Here is an 18,659-nt window from a genome sequence, read left to right on the forward strand (position 1 = left end):
AGTGAGCACCGAGACCGTCGGACGCGCGGTGATAGCGTGCCCGCGTGACCGACGACGTGGGCAGCAGACTGTGGAACGCAGGCGTGACCCCTGCCGCCTATGACGCGGCGAGCGAGAAGTACCAGAACGCCATCTTGGAGCAGTACAAGATCTATGTCGAGATGGCCGACCGGATCAGCGCGCGGCGGGCGCTCACCAACACGTTCTTCCTGACCCTCAACACGTCGGTCTTCTCCGTGATCGGGATCTTCTGGTCCGTCAAGCCCGTGGTCACGTCGTGGTGGCTCCTCGTCCCCCTGCTCGCCCTGTTGGCCGAGTGCGCCGCCTGGTTCTACCTGGTCCGCTCCTACCGGCAGCTGAACACCGCCAAGTACCAGGTGGTCGGGGCGCTGGAGGAACGGCTCCCCGCCTCGCCGTACTGGCGGGCGGAGTGGGTCGCGCTCGGTGAAGGGCGGGACCGCTCCCGGTACTGGCCGCTCACCCACCTCGAACAGTGGATACCGATCACGTTCGCGGCCATCTACCTCCTGGGCGCGGTGGTCGCCGTCTTCGCGTGACGCGTGTCCACCCTCAGGTTGCGCGACCCGTTGCCGCCCAACGTTTAGCAGCGCCACCACGGCGCCGATCCGGGTGTCGTAGGATCTCGGGGTGGAGACGCCGCTGATCGGGACGACGACCTCGACGGGCATCTTCATCAGCCACAGCGCCCGCGTCCGTGTCGGCGCCGAACTGCGGCTGCGCGACGGCGAGACCGAAGGCCGCTACCTGGCGCGCAAGAATTTCGTGGACCAGGTGCTCGACGCGCTCGTGCCCGCCTTCGCCGACCGCGGCCGCGGCGTCTGGCTCGACCGCAGGGAGATCGCGCCGGGCGAGGTGTTCGACCGGGCCGTGTGCCTGGCGGTGATCCGCAGCAGCGGCGCCGTCGTCGTGGTCGACCACGACGCCCTGACGTCCGGGTGGATGCGGGAGGAGGCGGCGCTGCTGGGCCTGATGCGCCAGCTGGTCCCCGACTACCCGGTCAAGATCGTGCTGGTCGGCGGGGTGTCGGAGAAGCAGTTCGCGTGCAGCCTCCTCGGCCGTACCGGCGGCCTGAACACGCTCAGCAGCCTGCGCTGGCCCGATCGGCGCAAGGGCTCCCGGAACCGGGAGGCCGCCGAGAAGCTCGCCAAGGAGATCGCCGAGTGGTTTCCGCCGGTGCCGGTGGAGCCCGCCCAGGCCCGCTGGGTCAACGACGTCGCGTTCTTCATCCGCGAGGCGCCGACCCACATCCTCGACGAGGCGGCGCAGGCGCTGCACGTCTCGACCACCGCCCCGGTGCTGCCGCAGGACAAACCGGCGCTGGTCGCCGCCGCGCTGCTGGGCAGCACACTGCAGGAGGCGTTCGAGGCCGTCCAGGTGCTGGCCGAGTTCGTGGGTCCCCGGCTGCCCTCGGTCAAGGACCGGATCACGCCGCTGTGGGTCGACCTGGACGACGCCCGCCGGGTGATGGACGTGTCCCGGGACAAGCCGGACCGCCGGATAGTCCACCTCGCCGCCGGGAACCTCCCCGCGCACCACGCCGTGCAGCGCGGCCGGGCCCAGCGCGACGGTGTGCGCGTGACCAGGTTCAGCGGCATCGGCGGCGAGGACCTGCGCGAGCAGTTGCTGGAGCGCTGCGACACCGGGCTGCGCGCCGCGCTCAACATGAAGCCGGACGAGACCGCGGAGGACGTCTCGCGCCACCTGAGCCGGGCCCGCCGCGTGGTGTTCGCGATGCTGGGCTGCGACGACGTCGACCCGAGGGTGCTGCAGTGGGTGCTGCGCGAGCTCACGGCCCGGTTCCGCGGGGTGGTCTTCGCCCTGGTCACCCAGCGTCCGGTGACCGCGCTGGAACGGCTGAGCAGCGCGACCGTGCAGCTCAGTAACGGCGGGCAGCACGAGCGCGACACAATGGCACTGCTGGAAGACATCGAGGAACTGGGCGACGTTCCCGACCTGGTCGATTACTGATGTCCGGACCATTCACGAGGCGATCGAGGGCATGACCGACGTGACCGACCGAACCGGCGACCTGGATTCGGCCACCAGCACCGACCTCGACGGGACCGGGTCCGAACCGGCGGACGTCCGGTTGCTGCGGCACCTGGAGCCGCTGCTGCGGATACCCGTCGGCGAGCACGGGGACAGCCGCCACGGGGACTCCCGCGCGGGGGACGTCTACATCCTCACCCCCGAGATCGAGACCGCGGTGAAGGTGGCGGTGCTGACCGGCCGCCCGCTGCTGCTCGGCGGCCCCCCTGGGTGCGGGAAGTCCAGCCTGGCCAGTTTCCTGGCCCGCAGGCTCGGCGTCCGGTACCACGAGTTCGTGGCCACCGAGGACTCCCGGCCGTCGGACCTCATCTGGCGGCTCGACGCCGTTCGCAGGCTCGGTGATGCGAACGCCAACGCCTTGTCCGGCCGCACCGGCCGGGACTCGACCGCCCCCTACATCGAACCCGGCCCGCTGTGGTGGGCGCTGGACCCGGAGTCGGCCCGGGCCCGCGGCTCCGACGGCCTGGCCGAGGAGGACCAGGCAGCGCCGCCGGAACTGCTGGCCGACCACACGCCCGACCGGCCGGGGGCCGTGCTGCTGATCGACGAGATCGACAAGGCCGACGCCGCCTTCTGCAACGGCCTGCTGGTGCCCCTGGGCAGCCGCCAGGCGTTCGTCGGCCCGCTGGACTTCACCGTGCGGGTGCCGACGGGCGCCCCCGCGTGGAGCCCCCTCACCGTCATCACCACCAACAACGAGCGCGACCTGCCCGAGGCCTTCCTGAGGCGCTGTCTGGTCCTGCGCCTGCCCGCGCCGGACGCCACCCGGCTGGTCGAGATCGTCGGCGAGCACTTCGGCAGGCTGCCCGCGCCGATCGAGCAGCTCGTGCGGGATCTCGCCGAGGAGGTGACCCGCCCGCACACCGGGCGGCCGGTCAGCACCGCGGAGTTCCTCGACCTGGTGAAGGTGCTGCGGCACCTCGACCAGGCCGAGGACAGCCTCGACGACGGCATGCTGGACATGCTCAAGCGGATCACGCTGGACAAGCACGCCCTCTACGGCGCGGACGAACGGTCCTGGTTGCGGTGAGCCTGCGCGACGCTGCCCTGATCCTCGCGCGGCGAGAGCTGTTCGAGGACCTGGACGCCGCGCTGGCCCTGGTCGGCGCGGCGCTCGGGGCGCCGGTGGAGGACAGCGGGCCGGCCTGGCAGGCCGATTCCGCCGCCCTCGACTCGGGCGACCAGCTCGACGAGCAGGACTGGCCGGTCGTGGGGAACGACGGCTGGAGCGATGCCGAACTGGCGGACGACGACGAGCCAGACGCCGACGGCCGGGGGACGGGCGACGGCCGAGGGACAGGCGACGGGCAGGGGACAGGCGACGGGGAGGGCTCCGGCGACGGTTCCGGCACGGGCGACGGAACCGATGGCAAACCGGCCCGCACGCCCAACCCACGGCCACCCGGTCCCGGTGTCATCGCCCGGGTCCTCGACGCCGAGCCGGAGGACGCAATGCCCTCCGGCGGGCACACGCCCCGCTCCTACACCTCCGTGCCGCTGCCGATCCGGCTGACCCAGGAGGCCGATGAGGAGCGGAGCGCCTTCCGGATGCGCACCCTGCCGCTCACCCTGCAGAGCATGATCCGCGTGCCGCTGCGCGGGCACGAGCTCGACATCCCCGCCGTGGTGGAGCGGCTGGCGCTGGCCGAGCCGCTGACCGACGTCCCGGTGCGGATCAGGCTCGGCCAGCCCGCCCAGGTCCGGGTCCTGTGCGAACTCGGGCTGCGGAGCGGCCCCTACGCCGAGGACACCCGGATCCTGCTCCGCGTGCTGCACCGGCTCTGCGGCGCGGAACGCATCGACCTCCGCTGGTTCGAGCACTCCCCGGCGCTCGGCTGCGGCAGCGGTCCGGTGTGGACCTGGCAGCGCTACGAGACGCCGGGCGCGACCGAGGCCACCGTGCTCGTCGCGCAGGGGGTCCCCGATCGCCGGTCCGATCCCGACGCGGTCCACGAGTTCGCCGCCGGGCTCGCCGAGCACGGCGCGGCGGTCTGCGCGGTGCTGCTCGGCCCCGGCCCCCGGGTGCCCCGGTTCCGGCGCTATCCGCAGCTGTTGGTCGACGACTGACGGGAGCAGGCGACCGTGGTGACGGAGTGGGCGGAGTCCCTGGGCGGTATCGCCGACCGGCGGCTGGTCTGGCTGGCCGCCATGGTGAGCCTGCCGCCGCTGGCGCCGTTCCCGCTGGTGCGCCAGGTCCGGCGGGCCAGCCTGGGCCGCGGCACCCTGCACCTGGAGGCGGAGCTGTGCGAGACGCCCATGGTCACGGCGGTCGCCGCCGACGGGATCGAGCTGCACCCCGACTTCCGCGCCCAGGCCCGGCGCGTCCTGCGCGACCGGGTCCTGGAGGGCGGTCTCGACGCCGAGGAGCTGCGCCAGGTCACCCGGATCGACACCATGGGCCTGAGCCCGTTGCTGGAGCTGGAGGAGAACCTGGTCTGGGCCTACGTCAGCCAGCTGAACCCCGGCCAGACCGCGGACCGGCTGCTGACCGACTGCCTGCTCAGCGTCGTCCGGGAGACCCGGCACCGCATCCTGGACTGGGCCGCGGGCGCGCTCGGCAGGCTCCCCCAACCCATCCTGCGGACGCCCGCGGCATGGCTGTTGAGCGAGCTCTGCGTGGCGACGCGGCGCCCCGCGGTCCGGCTCCCGGCCCCCGACCTCGACCAGGTGGACGGTGACCTGCTCGGCGAGGTCGCCCGGCTGCTCCCCACGGCGCTGGTCGGCATGGCCCGCGACGGCGACGTCCTCTCGTTCGGGCCGATCGCGCGCAACCGGCGGGTCGCGTTCCCGGTGCCCGCGATCGTGCACAAACCGGTCACGGTGTCCTGGTCCGGTCCGGACGGGCCTCAGCAGACCACCGTCGACCTGGGCGGCCACGGCGTCGTCCGGCTGCCGGTCGGCAGGGGAGAAGTGCGCCTGCGCACCGTCGCGGGCCGGGTGTTCACGCTGCGGCCGATCCCGCCGGGCGAACCCGCGCCGGAGATCGCCGACCTCGACGCCAAGCTGGACGTCATCGACGAGGCGTGGCGCGCGTCGCGGACGATCCGCGCCCACGTGACCCGGATGATCTCGACCCGGACGGCCATCGTGGCGCTGGAGGGAGCCGAGGGCCTCGGCGCGCTGCTGCGGAGCGAGCCGGCCGACGAGCGCGAGGGCCGGGCCACGGGCATCAGCCTGGGCATGACGCTGGGCGTGCGGATCAGCAACTTCGACCGGGTCAGGCAGCGGGTCGTCTGCCGCCCGGCGCCACCGGAGCCGTGGACGGGCGGCGATCTCGCGGTCGGCGCCGAGCTCGAGGGCCGGTACGAGTCGAGCGTCAACTTCGGGATCTTCGTCTCGCTGCCGACCTCGCCGCGGGGGTGGGCTGGCCCGGTGGTCTCCGGTCTGGTGCACACCAGCGAGTTCCCGCCCAGCTGGCGCTGGGTGCCGCCGGACCTGGCCCCGGGCGACCCGGTGCGGGTCCGGATCCTGAGCATCGACCCCGCCCGGCGGCGGGTCGCCCTGACCGCCCTGGACGACCGGCCCGACCCGCTGCTGGTCCATCCGGTCGGCGACGTGGTCACCGGGACCCTGGTGAAGATCGTGCCCTTCGGCGTCTTCGTCCGGCTGCCTTCCGGCGTCGAGGCGCTGTTGCACCGCAGCGAGATCGCCGCGGGCACCCGGCTGGAGCTCGGGCTCGCGATGCGCGTGCGGATCCAGGCCGTCCACGAGGATCTCGGGCGCGTCAACCTGGTCACCGAACCCCGGCTGCCGCAGGGCGCACCGGCCATCGAGGTCATGCCGCCCACCCAGCCCTCGGGCAAGTCCACCCCGCGTCAGCGCGCGCGTGCGGTCCCGCCTCCGCCTTCGCGCCCGGGGCAGCTCGACCCCGCCGAGGTTGCCGAGTTCCTGCGGGCGAAGCTCCGCGAGCCGGGCGTGGTGCACGCCGCCACCCTGGCGCAGCAGGTCATCGAGAGGTTCGAGCCGCGGCTGCACGGTGACCGGGGGAAGTGGCTCGGCATGGGCAGCTTCACCCTCATGCTGCGGTCCCTGGTCCCCGGGGTCAGGCTGTTCGGGAACCGGGTGCTGCCGCCTCCGGAGTGAGAGTGTCGAGTTCCGGCGGCGAACACCCGGGATCACTAAGGAGGCGAGGGCACGACCGGGCGCTCCTCGTAGACGATGTCCGCCGCACAGCGGAAGCCGACCGCCTCGCTCTTGTAGTCGATGGCCGCCGAGATCTGCATGGACGCCGCGCCGTACACGGCCACCGGATCACTCCACGCGCCGCCGCAGATGGCCCTGGTCTCGGCGTCGCGGCCCTTGGACTGGGTGTCGCGGCTGTGCGAGATCCACTCGCCGACGTTCCCCGCCATGTCCGCGACGCCGAACGGCGACCTGCCGTCGGACTCGCCGCGGGTGAACGCGGTCACGGGGCTGGTGGCCCGGAAGGTCGTCGACGGGTACCGGTTGTGGTTGCAGCGGTTCTCCTGCCAGACGTCGCCCCACGGGTAGGTCCGGTCGTCCTTGTCGCCGCGCGCCGCCTTCTCCCACTCGAGCGGACGGGGAAGGCGCTTGCCCGCCCACAGCGCGTAGCACAGCGCGTCCCGCCACGACACGTGCACGACCGGGTGATCCGGCTGGGTCGCGCAAGCGGCCAGCAGGTCCTTCGGCGCGGGGTAGTTGGTCGCCTCGACGAACGCCGCGTACTCCTGGTTCGTCACCAGCGTGATGTCGATGTCGAAGCCGGGCACGAACACCTTGCGCTGCGGGTCGTCCGGGGAGACCAGCGCCTTGAGGTTCTGCGGGTCCGAGCCGACCCCCGCGGCCATCAGCGCCTGGCGCGCCTGGTCCTCGGTCAGGCCGTGGATGAAGACGCCGGGCGGGACCCGGACCATGCCGGGGCGCGGCGGGTGGGCGTACCGCTCGTACATCGCGTGCCCGCACACCGGGCAGTCCGCGGACTCGCGCTCGCCCGCCACGAACTCGCACGACGGGCAGAACGCCCGCTCCACCTCGCGGGCGGCGACGTCGGCCTGCAGGTCGGGCGCGGTGAGCACGGCGCACACCTGCGCCGCTGTCGGTCGCGCCTGCGGCGGGACGGCCAGCATCCGGCAGACCAAGTCGAGCACGTGCTCGGGGGCGGTCGGCCGGGCGGCGGCGAGGTCGGCGCGCAGTTCGGCGGTGTGGAGCGAAGCGCGCGGGTACCGCCCGGTGAGGCATTCGTGCAGGATGACGCCCAGCGCGTAGACGTCGTCGTCCGGCTCGTCCAGCGTCGGGTCGGCCCGGCGCTGCGGGGACCAGTAGTCCAGCACGCCCGCGGTGAGGTGGCTGATCTCCTGCGCGTTGGCCAGCCCCCAGTCGATGAGCTGGATCTCGTTGTCCGTGGTGAGCAGGACGTTGCCCGGCTTGAGGTCGCGGTGGCGCAGCGCCCGCTCGTGGGCGTAGGCGAGCGCGGACGCGGTCTGGGCGCCCATCCGCACGGTCTGGCTCAGCGACTGCCGCCCGCTCCGCAGGAGCGTCCCCAGCTGCGGGCCGTCTACATAGGACACGAACAGCACGGGGCCGAGGCCGTCGAGGTCGCGCAGGGCGTACTGGGCGGGCGCGACGTGGGCGTTCTTGGGGGGATTCCGGAGTTGGTGCACCCACACCTTGCACTCGCGGAAGAACGCCTCGATCACCTCTTGGCCCGCCGACGCGAGCACGTCGTCCTTGATGCGCTTGACGACCCGCTTGCCGTTGAAGCCGTCGTCGAGCACCCCCACCTCGGCGAAGCCGCCGTGGCGCACCTCGATGACGGTGTCGCCTGTGGACAGCTCCATTCCCATCGACAGACCCATGGTCACCACCCCCGCCGAAGCTTGCCGCGCCTGCCGGGGACGACCGTCTCCGGGCGGCCCATCAGGTACTCCCAGGTGAGGATGCCGAAGGTCAGGATGAGGAGCAGATAGCCCAACCAGGTGACGATGGTCTTGAACCAGTTCAGGACGCGCCAGAAGAGCGACTCGGGGGCCTCCTGCACGATGAGGCGGACCTCCTGGTGCGCCGTCGTCCCGGTCGCGTCGGTCAGGGCGACCGTGAACGTCGTGGCGCCCGCGTGGGCGGGCCGCCCGGCGAGGGCGCCGTCCGGCGCGAGGCTGAGCCCCTCGGGGAGCGCGTCGACGGACCAGGTGTAGGGCGGCAGCCCCGAGTCCGCCCCGAACCGGTGGAGGTAGTCGCTGCCCGCCACGGCGTCGTCGAGCAGGCTGACCGCGCTGGTGACCCGCAGCGGGGCCTGCTCGACCCCGCTCACGCTCGACGGCCGGACGGTCAGGCCCAGCTCCCGCGGTTCCGATGAGCGGCCCGCGCCGTCGCGCACCCGGACGCTGACGACGCTCGTCTCCTCCTTGGCCGGGACGCCCTCGATCACGCCGTCGGCCCGCAGCCGCAGTCCCTCGGGCAGCGCCCCCGCCGCGGTCTCCCAGGTGAAGTCGCCGTCGCCGCCCGTCACCGCGAGGGTGAGCTGGTACTGCAGCCCGACGAGCGCCGAGGGCGCCGAGCGCGTGGCGATCCGCGGCGCGGTGTCGGGCCGCCCGCTCCCGGTGAACGCGCTCACCACGCTCAGCACGATGGTCACGAACATCAGCGTGGCGATGATGACGAGCAGCATGTCGATGAACCGCAGCTCGACGGGGTGCTCGGCGGCCAACGCCCGCCGCCGGACGAATACCGGGGTCAGCGCCATGGTCAGCCCCGGTTCTCGAGCGAGCCGAGCCGGGTGAGGACCAGGTCGCGCTGCAACTCGGCGTGGATCTGCCCGAGCCGCTGGTCGACCGACCGCAGCAGGGCGGGCAGCTGCCCGAGCTGCTGCAGGTCGGCGAGGCCGCGGAGGTCGAGCTGCGCCACCTGGCTCGCCGACGTCGTCATCGCGGTCCTGGTCATGGACAGTTCCCGGGACAGCATCGTGAGTTCCCCGTTCAGCGTCGCCGCGCTCGCGGGCGCGGGCCGCTGGCCGCCGGTCGCCAGGAGTTCCAGCGTGGCCTCCTCGACGTCCAGCAGGATGCGCTGCTCCCGCGCCGACACCCACGTCAGCACCAGATGGCAGAGCACGCTGGCGCCCAGGGCGAACAGCGTGACGCCGAACGCGTCGGCCAGCGGCGGGATGACGTTGCCGACGAGCGCGTTGCGCAGGTCGGCATAGCTGGTGGTCTGGCCGACGCTGGTGCCCAGGCCGCCGACGGCCCGCGACATCTCCGCGGCGGTGCCCAGGAACCCGAGCGCGGGCAGCGCCCACACCACGGCCCGCGCGGGCACGAAGGACACCTCGCTGAGCGCGTGATCCAGCTCCGAGCGGGCGGCCAGCGCCGTGACCGCGTCCTCGGACCCGGAGCCCGGGCGGGTGGCCCAGGCGCTGATCCGCCTGCCCACCACCGAGTTCTCCGCGCGCACCGTGCGCAGCCGCGTCCAGAGCGCGCCCGCGAGGTGCTGCGGGTCCCCGCCCGCTCTCCACTCCCGCAGGGTCGCGCGGAGCTGGGCGATCGCGCGGTGCTCCATCGAGCCAGCCGCCCGCCGTGCCAGGGCGAACAGCATGATCCACAGCGTGGCGGCGAGTATCAGCGTCGCGATGAAGCTCACCAGCCCGTCGCGCTCCACCAGCGGTCCGATGACCGGGATCCAGTCGAAGAGCCCGAGCGGCGCGCAGAGAGCGGTCAGCGCCGCGGCGAGGACGCCGGTGATCAGGAACGGGCGGACGTTCTTCGTGGTGGTGTGCGCCCCCGGGCCACTCGGCAGTGCGGTCATCTGTCGTCTCCCCGATTGGTGGTGGTTTCCTGAGGATCGGTGAACACGAGTCGCCAGCGCCTGGCCTGGCCGGATGCGGACAGCCGGGCGTCGATCAGGACGGCGTCGCCGTCCTTGAGCCGGATGCGGTCGTCGACGCGCTCGGCGTCGGCGTGGCCGCGGCGCAGCACCGAGGGGGCGTTCTTGCCCAGCGGGATGAACCACCACTCGCCCTCGGCGTGTTCGATCGCGGCGTGCCGCCTGCTGACCGGGCTCGGCGCGCCGGAGTCCAGCACGATGTCCGGCGGCGGGTCGTGGGGCACGAGACGGCCCAGGCTCACCGTGGCGCGCGGCGCCCGACCGTCTCGCAGCCGGAAGACCGACTCCTCACCGTCGGGATCGGTGATGCGCAGGTGCTCGCAGTCGGGTGCGGCGGTGGCCGCCGACGCGGTCCGGACGAGCGGCACGGTGACCGCGGCGCAGACCGGCAGGCACTCCCGCCACAGCTCCGGCCGCACGGCGACGACGAGGGACGAGCCGTGCTCGGCCAGCCTGCCCGCGTGGACCAGGAGGTCCTCGGCGAACGCGGCCGAGGGCCGGTCGCGGAGCGGGTCGTCGAGGGTGAGCAGGTAGCCGCGCGGTGGGGCGGCGGGCGGGAGCAGCGCCACCGCGGGCTCGCGCCACCGCTTGACGACCTCCAGCACCGGCAGGTCGGGGCCCAGCTCCCCGAGCAGGCGCAGCGCGGTCGCCCGGCACAGCGCGGGATCGCCCACCAGGACCGCGAGGTGCTGTTCGGCCAAGGCCGTGACGGCCTCCTGCGGGACGGTCAGGTCGCGGGCGGCCCACAGCTCGGCGCGGGGCACGTCGATCACGCTCGCCCCGGTCTGCTTGGGCGCGGGCGTGCGCTCCTCCTCGGCCACCCGCAGCCGGTCGTCGTCGCGGAGCACGAGGAGGTGCAGGTCGGCCAACGGCCGCGGCACATCGAGGCCCAGCTCGGCGAGCGCGTCGCGGTGCTCGTCGTAGGTGCGCAAGGCCTCGGCCTGCCTGCCCGCCAGGTGCAGCGCGCGGATGGCCAACTCCGCGACCGCGGAGTCGTCTGGCCGTTCCCCGAACAACCGCACCAGGTCGGCGATGCGGTCCCGGTGCCGCCCCAGCCGGAGCTCCACGCTGAGGAACCGCAGTTCCGCGGCGCGGCGCTCCTCGTTCACGGCGTGCCGCTGGTTCTGCACGCGCTGCCCGGCCAGGCTGCCGAACGGCTCGCCGCGGGCGATGTCCAGCGCCGTCCCCAGCAGTTCGGCGGCCTGGTGGTCGTCCGCGACGCGGGCTTGGGCGACCAGGGCGCGGAAGCGGTGCAGGTCCACCGCGTCAGCGGGGACGTCAAGCCTGCACAGCCCGTCCTTGTTGACCAGCGCCGTCCCGAGGCCGATGGTCCGCAGCCGCTTGCGGATCTCGGTCATGAGCCGGTTGAGGTCGTCGAAGGCGCTCCGGGGCGCCTTGTCCCAGATCCAGTCCGGCAGGTCGTGGCGCGCCACCGGCTGCCCCTTGGCCAACAGCAGCGCGGCGAGCAGCGCCCGCTCCCGCTCACCGCCCAGGTCGACGCGCCGACCGCCCGCGTGGGCCTCGATCGCGCCGAACAGGTGGAACCTCGGCTCCACGCCCGTCTCGCCCATCCGATCCCCTCCTGGTGACGGCGGCCGCAGTGCGCCACCCAGTCGTCCACCCCGCGGATCACCCAGTCGATCGCCCTGCGCCGCCGCGCACCGTGGTCCCCGCACGGCGCGAAGGCCGTCGATGACAGGAGGAATCATGGACAACGAGATCGTCAACTGGATCCGGCTCGACGGGGTGTCGTTCCGCAAGAGCTCGTTCAGCGAGGGCGGTGGGGACTGCGTGGAGGTGGCCAAGGTCGAGGGCGTGGCCCTGCGCGACTCGAAGGACCCCGACGGCCCGACCCTGTGGTTCACCCTGCAGGAGTGGGCCGCCTTCGCCCTCGGCGTCCTGGCCGGCGAGTTCGACTTCTGAGGCGGGACCAGGCTCCGGCGCGCCGCGACCCGCGGTCTCGGCGCGCCGGGTCTGTCGCCGCGGCGGGCCGGGTGCGCGGGGGTCGCGGCGCGCTCAGCCATCGGACAGCGCCCGCAGGTCCGCGGCGATGCGGTCGAGGAACGCGAGGGCGTCGTCGCCCCGGATCGCCATCCGGTCGAGCAGGGACCATCGGGCGCGGTAGAGCTCGACGTCGGAGGGGTCCCGTACGGTGATGTTGGCGTGGATCGTCTCGACCGACACCGAAGGGCCCTCGCCGTCGTAGATGACGAAGCCGTGGGACAGGAAGGTGACGGCTTCGCGGTCCTGGGGGATCAGCCCGATCGAGACGTTGTCCAGGGTGCTGATGGACGCGATCCGGTGAAGTTGCGCGAGGAGCAGCCGGGCGTCGCCGGGCCGCCACCGGAGCGCGGCCTCGGTGATGAGGAAGGCGAACCGCCGCCCGCCCTCGTACAGCGCCGCCTGCCGCTCCAGCCGCCCCGCGACGGCGGCGGCCAGGTCCTTGTCGGAGTAGGGGAGCTGGAACAGGGAGAAGACGCGACGGGCGTACTCCGCGGTCTGCAGCAGGCCGGGCACCACGGACGGCTGGAACACGCGCACGTCCTGGGAGACCGCTTCCTGCTCCCGGATGTCGCCCTGGAGGTGTCCGCGGCGCCCGAACGCCGTCCGCCACGTGTTCACCTCGGTGTAGGTGGCCTCGACCAGGGCCGCCAACCGCTCCCTGGTCTCCTCGGAGGCGCCGACCTCCTGGGCCCAGGCCTCGACCACGGGCAGGCTGGGCACCGTCCGTCCCGCCTCGATCCGGGACACGGTCGGCTGGCTGATCCCGACGCGCTGCGCCAGGTCCCGCCCCGACACCCCGGCCAGCTCGCGCAACTGCCGCAACCGCGCCGCGAGCTGCTGCCGGGCAGGCAGCCCGTCCGCCCCCGTCATCGGCTTCCGCCACCTCCGCCCCTGCCGCCGCGGAGATGCACCGCCAGCGATCCACGATGATTCGATCTGATTCACGGTGATTCTTTCGCGCGGGGGCGGTCATGGTCAAGGTCGAAACCGACGGCCCCGTGTCGAGTTGTCAGGGCAACGGACGAGACTGGCTTCGTCGGAGGGGGCCTGGGAGGGTGATGCGCGCGTGGAGGCAGTCGTCGGTGACCTGTCGCGGCTGGATGCTCATAGGGCCGTCTCCGCGGCGCTGAGCGCGTGTAGCGATCGTGAATTGTGTGATCTCGTGGACGCGGCTCGGCCGTTGGGGGCCGGGATCGGCGGGACGTCGGCGTTGGTGGACGTCGGCGGGACACCGGTCTTCGTCAAGCGGGTGCCGTTGACGGATCTGGAGCGGCAGCCGGAGAACGTCGGGTCCACGGCGAACCTCTTCGCGCTTCCGGACTTCTGCCATTACGGCGTCGGGCTCATCGGAGGGCCGGGTTTCGGCGCATGGCGGGAGCTGGCCGTGCACACCATGACGACGGACTGGGTGCTGACGCAGGACTACGAGGGCTTCCCCTTGATGTACCACTGGCGGGTGCTGCCGCACGCCGGGCAGGCGCTTCCCGAGGAACTGGCCGACGTGGAGAAGGCCGTCGACTACTGGGGAGGCGGGGCGGGGATACGCGCCCGCATCGAGGCCCTACGGGACGCCTCGGCGAGCATCGCGCTGTTCCTCGAGTACATCCCGCACAACCTCCACGACTGGTTGCGCGCTCAGGTCAAAGCAGGCGACGAGCGCGCCTGCGCGATGGTCCTGCGGGAACTGACGGCCGGGACCTCCTTCATGAACGCCCACGGCCTCCTGCACTTCGACGCCCACTTCCAGAACATCCTCACGGACGGCCAGCGCCTGTACTTCGCGGACTACGGCCTCGCCATCTCCTCCCGATTCACCCTGTCCGACGAAGAGACCGCCTTCTTCACCCGACACCAGACCTACGACCGTTGCTACGCCCTCACCCACCTGGTCACCTGGCTCATCGTCGAGCTGTACGGGTACAAAGGGGACGATCGCAGGGCGTTCCTGCGCGCCTGCGCCCGAGGCGAGCGCCCCACGGGCATCCCGCCACAGCTCGCGGAGATCCTCACCCGCCATGCCCCGCTCGCGGCGGTGATGACGGAGTTCTACCGCAGGTTCCAGCTGGAGAGCAGGCAGGTTCCCTACCCGGCAGAGGAGATCGACGGATTGTTCCGCTCGTCCGTCGTTTGACCGCAGATCCGTGCTCCGGCAGATGGAGCGCGGCGGCGGCGCGTCGACCACCCTGGCCCAGCTCAGCCGCAATCGGGGCATCAGCCAGGTGGTGCGCGCGATCTGGCCCGCCGTCGACCCGGCCCGGCTCGTCTTCGACCTGCTCACCGACGCCGAGCAGTTGGCCGCCGCCGCCGACGGCATCCTCTCCGCGGACGAGCAGCGGGCCGTGCTGCTGCCCACCCGGCCCCGAGGCGTCAAGTCGATGCGTTGGTCCACAGTGGACCTGGCCATGCTCGACGAGGTGGCGGGCCTGGTCGCCACGCCCGCGAGGATGGGCCACATCGTGGTCGACGAGTCCCAGGACCTGAGCCCCCTGCACTTCCGCGCGATCGCCCGCCGGGTCGCGGGCGCCTGCACGGTGCTCGGCGACCTGGCGCAGGCCACCAGCCCGTTCGCGGTGCGGGACTGGTCGGAGGTCCTGACCCATCTCGACCGGCCCAAGGGCGCCGTCGAGGTGCTCAACCGCGGCTACCGCGTCCCGGCCGAGATCATCGATTACGCCGCCCGCCTCCTGCCGAGCATCGCCCCCGACCTCACCGGCCCGCAGTCCTTCCGCCACACCGAGGGCGCCCTCCACGTCACCCGGACCCCGGCGTCCGACCAGCTCGACCTCCTGATCACCACGCTCGAGGACGCCCTGCGGCGCGAGGGTTCCGTCGGCGTCATCGCCGCGGACAAGGACATCCCCACGCTCCAAGCGGCCCTGTCGACCCACGGCCTGTCCCACACCGTCCTAGGCGAGGAAGACACCCCCGAACGACTCACCCTGGCCCCGGTCACCCTCACCAAGGGCCTGGAGTACGACACTGTCGTCGTCATCGAACCCACCCACATCGTCGACGCGGAACCCCGAGGCCTGCAACGCCTCTACGTAGCCCTCACCCGCGCGGTGAGCACCCTCCACGTCATCCACAGCGAAGACCTCCCCTCCGCCCTCACCCCGGAACTGGCCCTCGCTGGGTGATCCGTGAGCAGACGTCCGTAATGCGTTAGCGGTGTGGGCGCGGACCTGTTAGACCGGTGCGATGGAAGACCGATCCGGACCACTGCGTCGGCTGCTCGCCGGACCGGGCGGCGCGGCCGCCGATCTGTTGGCCGGGCTGCCTGGCGCGGACCTGACGACACTGCAACTGGAAGTGGCCCGCCGCAGGGCGGCGCGGTTGCGCGGGCCGGATGTGTTGCGCCGCTACCGCGCCGACCGGTTCACCGGTGTGGCGCCGCTGCCGTTCGCCGTGCTCCGGCGGGTTGAGGACGTCCTGCTGGACACCCTGCCCGCGGAGTTCGAGCGGGTCACCCTCTCGCCGCTGGCCCCGCTCGGCACGCATTCCGCGGTCGCCGGGCTCTCCCAGCACCGCGTGGTGAGCACCGCCCGCGGCACCGAGGTGGCCGCGGACCCGACGAACGGGCTCGCCCTCGAGGCCGCCGTCCGCCGGTCCGGACGGACACCGGTCCGCCTCGCCGCCGTCCAGCGTGTCGTGCGGGCGCAGCGGATCGAGGGCGCGGGGATGTTCGCGCACTTCGGTCTGCTGGGCATGGTCTCGGCGGGCCGCGACGCGGGCGGCCTCGGTTTCGAGAAGACGCACCTGGTCGAGCACGCGCGCTATGCCGTCGCCGCCCTGCGCGCGCTGGGAGCGGGTGAGATCGAGTTCCGCACGACGGTCCTCGACCCGGCCTTCGCCGACCTGGTGCACGAGCTGAAGGACATCGCCGCCGTGCGGGACTACCCCGAGCGCGACGGCGGGCGCTCCTACTACGAGGGTCTGTGCTTCAAGATCTGCGCCTCGTTCGGCGCCGGGCTCGAGGACGTCGGCGACGGCGGGTTCACGCCGTGGACCCGGACCCTGCTCGGCAACGCCAAGGAACGGCTTCTCACCTCCGGCCTGGGCATCGACCGGCTCGCCGGACTCATCGCGCCCTGAACACCCGTCAGCTGATCGGCTCGGTGGTGCGGGAGCGGGCAAGGGCTCGCCAGGACAGGGTTGCGGCGGTCAGGCCCAGGGCCAGGGCTATGGCGCCGCCCGCCACTCCGTTGCCGGTGCCGAGGCCGCCGTCGGCCACTGCCAGGTTCACGGCGCCGTTGACGGCGGCGACCGTGCCTGCCACCAGGGCGGCGATGGCGGCCTTCCGGCCGATCCTGCGGGGTCGGGCGAGTGCCAGCCAGGCGGTGGCCACGCTGGCGAGTGCCACCAGGGCGGCGACGCTGGCCCAGATTCGCGCGGGGGTCCCGACGAAGGTGTCGACACCCTGGGACGCGCACTCGGCCTGCGTCGTGCAGACCTGTGCGACGAACGCGACGGACATGGGATTCTCCTCATTCCTCCGACTGAATGCGGCTGATCATGTCCGGCCGAGCCCGCGCCGGTCGTCGTGCGGCTGTGGGCACTTGGGGGTGCCGTTGGTGCGGTAGTCGGCTGCTGCCGACGCGGTCGGATACTGCGTTCGCAGTAGGCGGTTGATCGTCCCTCTGTGGGAGTTCACCGCGCCGCTGCCCGGTTAGGGTTCAGGCGTGAGGATCGGGGTCGGGGACTGGGTGATCGCCGTCGGCGTGGCGGTGAGTCTGCTGGTCGCCGGGCTGTCCGGGCAGCACCCCGCCACGGACCTCGAACCGCTCGGTTACGCGCTGTTGGCGGCAGGCGGCCTGGCGCTGGCCGCGCGGCGTCGGGCGCCGGTCGTCGTGTTGGCGGTGACCGGGGTGTGCGGTCTGGGGCACCAGGCCATCGGGTTCGATGTTCCGGTCGTCGCGTATCTGTTCGCGGTGTACGCCACCATGCGGGCCGGGCATCGGGTCGTCACGGTGGTGGGGTCGGTGGTCATGTTGGCCGCGCTCCCGCTGGCGATCCTGGTCTCCCCGCACGACTGGCTGGTGGGGGAGGCGTTAACGCGGTCCCGGAACGTCCTCGAGATCGCGTGGCTGATCGCCGCAGGCGCGGCGGGGGAGGCGCTGCGGCAGGCCGAGCGGCGGGCGGACGAGGCCGAGCGCACCCGGGAGGAGACCGCGCGGCGGCGGGCCGACGAGGAGCGGCTGCACATCGCCCGGGAGCTGCACGACTCGCTCACCCACCAGATCTCCGTGATCAAGCTGCAGGCCGAGGTCGCCGTCCACCTCGCCCACAAGCGCGGCGAGCAGGTGCCGGACGCCCTGCTGGCCATCCGGGACGCCGGGCGGGAGGCGGCCCGGGAACTGCGGGCGACCCTGGAGGCCCTGCGCGACGACGACAAGAGCCCGCCGCACGGCCTCGACCACGTGCCGGAGCTCGTGCGGCGGGCCAGGACGACCGGCCTCGACGCGACCCTGACCGTCGAGGGCCGTCGCGACGCCGTGCCCGCCGCGGTGGGCCGGACCGCCTACCGGATCGTCCAGGAGTCGCTGACCAACATCGCCCGCCACGCCGCCGCGGCCACCGCGTCGGTCCGGATCGACCACCGCCCCGACGCCCTGGTCGTCCGGGTCGACGACGACGGCAGGGCCACGCCGGACGCGGTGCCCGTGCCCGGCGTCGGGCTGCTCGGGATGCGCGAGCGGGTCGCCGCGCTCGGGGGCAGCCTGAGCGCGGCGCCGCGCAGCGAGGGCGGGTTCAGCGTCCATGCCGAGCTCCCCGTGGACCGGACGCCGTGATCCGGGTCCTGCTGGTCGACGACCAGCCGCTCATCCGCAGCGGGTTCCGCGCGCTGCTCGACGTCGAGGACGACATCGAGGTGGTGGCCGAGGCCGCCGACGGGGGCGAGGGCGTGGCGCTGGCCAGGCAGCACCTGCCCGACATCGCGCTCATCGACATCCAGATGCCGGTCGTCGACGGCATCGAGGCGACCCGGCGCATCGCCGCCGACCCGGCCATGGCCTCGGTGCACGTCGTCATCCTGACCAACTACGGCTTGGACGAGTACGTCTTCCACGCCCTGCGCGCGGGCGCGGCCGGGTTCCTCGTCAAGGACATCCACCCGGAGGACTTCCTGCACGCAGTGCGCGTCGCGGCCCGAGGCGACGCCCTGCTCGCGCCGTCGATCACCCGCAGGCTGATCACCCGCTTCGTCGCCCAACCCCTCCGCACCGCCACCGACGCCGCGCTGGCGGACCTGACCAACCGCGAACGCGAGGCCGTGACCCTGGCCGCCCACGGTCTGACCAACGACGAGATCGCCGCCCGCATGGTGATCAGCCCGCTGACCGCGAAGACCCACATCAACCGCGCCATGGTCAAACTCCACGCCCGGGACCGCGCCCAACTCGTCGTCTTCGCCTACGAATCCGGCCTGGTGACCCCGCGCACGGCGGATGGGTTGTAACCCTGGGCGGGCTCGCCCGATACCCCAGCAAGCCCATCCCCTACCGGAAGGACATCCGTGGCCGTCTCCGCAGACCTCGCCAAGCAGCTCGACAAGGCCTACGAGGACCTCACCGTCGGCGAGGTGCTCGACGCCCCCGTCGCCGCCCTGTCCGGCGTGAGCGAGGCCGACGCCGACAAGCTCGCCGCCGCGTTCGGGATCAAGACCGTGCGCGACCTCGGCGCCAACAAGTACTTCCGCCTCGCCGCCGCCCTCGTCGACCTCGACGCCCGCACGTAACACCCCGGCGGGAAGC

Annotated in this window: 18 protein-coding genes; 12 read left to right on the plus strand and 6 right to left on the minus strand. The window is 72.8% G+C overall.

Annotation, left to right across the window (positions count from 1 at the left end; translation table 11 throughout):
• Positions 1 to 44 precede the first annotated feature (44 nt).
• The 5 genes from IEY98_RS22440 to IEY98_RS22460 all read left to right on the plus strand — a co-directional run bounded on the left by IEY98_RS22440 (position 45) and on the right by IEY98_RS22460 (position 6,153).
• Positions 45 to 557 (plus strand): RipA family octameric membrane protein, encoded by a 513-nt coding sequence (locus IEY98_RS22440; RefSeq protein WP_229787234.1) that lies wholly within the window; start codon positions 45 to 47, stop codon positions 555 to 557.
• A gap of 91 nt (positions 558 to 648) precedes the next feature.
• Positions 649 to 1,989 carry a toll/interleukin-1 receptor domain-containing protein gene (locus tag IEY98_RS22445; RefSeq protein ID WP_189212593.1) on the plus strand — a complete coding sequence of 447 codons (1,341 nt, stop codon included), beginning with the start codon at positions 649 to 651 and terminating at the stop codon, positions 1,987 to 1,989.
• Between the two features lie 31 nt (positions 1,990 to 2,020).
• A complete protein-coding gene (locus IEY98_RS22450; protein ID WP_189212594.1) occupies positions 2,021 to 3,100 on the plus strand; it encodes an AAA family ATPase in 1,080 nt (359 codons plus the stop codon).
• Positions 3,097 to 4,137 (plus strand): hypothetical protein, encoded by a 1,041-nt coding sequence (locus tag IEY98_RS22455; protein WP_189212595.1) that lies wholly within the window; start codon positions 3,097 to 3,099, stop codon positions 4,135 to 4,137. Before IEY98_RS22450 ends, IEY98_RS22455 begins: the two co-directional genes overlap by 4 nt.
• A 15-nt stretch (positions 4,138 to 4,152) precedes the next feature.
• The gene (locus IEY98_RS22460; RefSeq protein WP_189212596.1) at positions 4,153 to 6,153 is read left to right on the plus strand and encodes a S1 RNA-binding domain-containing protein; all 2,001 of its coding nucleotides are present in this window, start codon (positions 4,153 to 4,155) and stop codon (positions 6,151 to 6,153) included.
• Between the two features lie 35 nt (positions 6,154 to 6,188).
• Here the strand turns inward: IEY98_RS22460 and IEY98_RS22465 are convergent, their stop codons facing one another.
• The 4 genes from IEY98_RS22465 to IEY98_RS22480 are packed head-to-tail and all read right to left on the minus strand — an operon-like array spanning position 6,189 to position 11,474.
• Complete coding sequence (locus tag IEY98_RS22465; RefSeq protein WP_189212597.1) at positions 6,189 to 7,886, minus strand: bifunctional serine/threonine-protein kinase/formylglycine-generating enzyme family protein; 1,698 nt, start codon at positions 7,884 to 7,886, stop codon at positions 6,189 to 6,191.
• Positions 7,887 to 7,888: 2 nt separating this feature from the next.
• Entirely contained in the window at positions 7,889 to 8,770 is an 882-nt protein-coding gene (locus IEY98_RS22470) for a putative Ig domain-containing protein (protein WP_189212598.1), read from the minus strand.
• A gap of 2 nt (positions 8,771 to 8,772) precedes the next feature.
• Entirely contained in the window at positions 8,773 to 9,825 is a 1,053-nt protein-coding gene (locus IEY98_RS22475; RefSeq protein WP_189212599.1) for a MotA/TolQ/ExbB proton channel family protein, read from the minus strand.
• Positions 9,822 to 11,474 (minus strand): AfsR/SARP family transcriptional regulator, encoded by a 1,653-nt coding sequence (locus IEY98_RS22480; RefSeq protein ID WP_189212600.1) that lies wholly within the window; start codon positions 11,472 to 11,474, stop codon positions 9,822 to 9,824. Before IEY98_RS22480 ends, IEY98_RS22475 begins: the two co-directional genes overlap by 4 nt.
• A gap of 136 nt (positions 11,475 to 11,610) precedes the next feature.
• On the opposite strand from IEY98_RS22480, the gene IEY98_RS22485 reads away from it, so the two are divergent.
• Positions 11,611 to 11,826, plus strand: coding sequence for a DUF397 domain-containing protein (locus IEY98_RS22485; protein WP_189212601.1), 216 nt, complete (start codon positions 11,611 to 11,613; stop codon positions 11,824 to 11,826).
• Between the two features lie 93 nt (positions 11,827 to 11,919).
• Here IEY98_RS22485 and IEY98_RS22490 read toward each other — a convergent pair whose 3' ends face one another.
• Positions 11,920 to 12,777 (minus strand): helix-turn-helix domain-containing protein, encoded by an 858-nt coding sequence (locus IEY98_RS22490; RefSeq protein ID WP_189212602.1) that lies wholly within the window; start codon positions 12,775 to 12,777, stop codon positions 11,920 to 11,922.
• Between the two features lie 292 nt (positions 12,778 to 13,069).
• Here IEY98_RS22490 and IEY98_RS22495 point away from each other — a divergent pair, with 292 nt between their 5' ends.
• The 3 genes from IEY98_RS22495 to IEY98_RS22505 all read left to right on the plus strand — a co-directional run bounded on the left by IEY98_RS22495 (position 13,070) and on the right by IEY98_RS22505 (position 15,999).
• Complete coding sequence (locus IEY98_RS22495) at positions 13,070 to 14,038, plus strand: protein kinase family protein (RefSeq protein ID WP_229787235.1); 969 nt, start codon at positions 13,070 to 13,072, stop codon at positions 14,036 to 14,038.
• A gap of 10 nt (positions 14,039 to 14,048) precedes the next feature.
• Positions 14,049 to 15,044, plus strand: a complete 996-nt coding sequence (locus IEY98_RS22500; RefSeq protein WP_229787236.1) for a helicase domain-containing protein — start codon at positions 14,049 to 14,051, stop codon at positions 15,042 to 15,044.
• A 61-nt stretch (positions 15,045 to 15,105) separates the two neighbouring features.
• Positions 15,106 to 15,999, plus strand: coding sequence for a hypothetical protein (locus IEY98_RS22505; RefSeq protein WP_189212604.1), 894 nt, complete (start codon positions 15,106 to 15,108; stop codon positions 15,997 to 15,999).
• A gap of 7 nt (positions 16,000 to 16,006) precedes the next feature.
• Here IEY98_RS22505 and IEY98_RS22510 read toward each other — a convergent pair whose 3' ends face one another.
• The gene (locus tag IEY98_RS22510) at positions 16,007 to 16,381 is read right to left on the minus strand and encodes a DUF6223 family protein (RefSeq protein ID WP_189212605.1); all 375 of its coding nucleotides are present in this window, start codon (positions 16,379 to 16,381) and stop codon (positions 16,007 to 16,009) included.
• A gap of 205 nt (positions 16,382 to 16,586) precedes the next feature.
• Here IEY98_RS22510 and IEY98_RS22515 point away from each other — a divergent pair, with 205 nt between their 5' ends.
• From IEY98_RS22515 to IEY98_RS22525, 3 genes are read left to right on the plus strand one after another with little or no spacing between them, the layout of a single operon-like run.
• Complete coding sequence (locus IEY98_RS22515; RefSeq protein ID WP_229787237.1) at positions 16,587 to 17,696, plus strand: sensor histidine kinase; 1,110 nt, start codon at positions 16,587 to 16,589, stop codon at positions 17,694 to 17,696.
• Positions 17,693 to 18,364 (plus strand): response regulator, encoded by a 672-nt coding sequence (locus IEY98_RS22520; protein ID WP_189212606.1) that lies wholly within the window; start codon positions 17,693 to 17,695, stop codon positions 18,362 to 18,364. Before IEY98_RS22515 ends, IEY98_RS22520 begins: the two co-directional genes overlap by 4 nt.
• 57 nt (positions 18,365 to 18,421) lie before the next feature.
• Entirely contained in the window at positions 18,422 to 18,643 is a 222-nt protein-coding gene (locus IEY98_RS22525; protein ID WP_189212607.1) for a hypothetical protein, read from the plus strand.
• The last annotated feature ends 16 nt before the right edge of the window (positions 18,644 to 18,659 follow it).

It is taken from the genome of Actinokineospora fastidiosa, assembly GCF_014648415.1.
GTDB classification, from domain to species: Bacteria; Actinomycetota; Actinomycetes; order Mycobacteriales; family Pseudonocardiaceae; genus Actinokineospora; species Actinokineospora fastidiosa.